This window comes from Sphingomonas sp. 10B4 (genome assembly GCF_035019905.1).
GTDB lineage: Bacteria > Pseudomonadota > Alphaproteobacteria > Sphingomonadales > Sphingomonadaceae > Sphingomonas > Sphingomonas glacialis.
In genome coordinates, this window is record NZ_JASJVC010000409.1 from 1 (window position 1) to 258 (window position 258).

A 258-nucleotide genomic window follows, 5' to 3' on the forward strand; every position below is an offset into this window, starting at 1 on the left:
GCTGTCAACACCATGATGCAGGAGTTGAAGCACGAGATGCGTGCACGAATCGAGACACGTGCCTGGTTGAGCCAGGTTGGCAGGGATGCGGCACTTCACCGGCTCGTTACCATGGCAATGGTGGTAGTTCAACCCACGAGGTGGATCGATTACAGCAAGCTCACTGTCGACGCGAACGACGCCTTGGCTAATATCAAGCGTGTGAATCAGTTGAACTTTGCCGAACAGGTTCAGAGTGCTGGGGCACTGCCAAGACTC

Annotated in this window: 1 protein-coding gene; it reads left to right on the plus strand. The window is 55.0% G+C overall.

Annotation, left to right across the window (positions count from 1 at the left end; genetic code table 11):
* Positions 1-258: hypothetical protein (locus tag QN347_RS20290; RefSeq protein ID WP_416350918.1), on the plus strand; the 258-nt coding region annotated here is incomplete at both ends.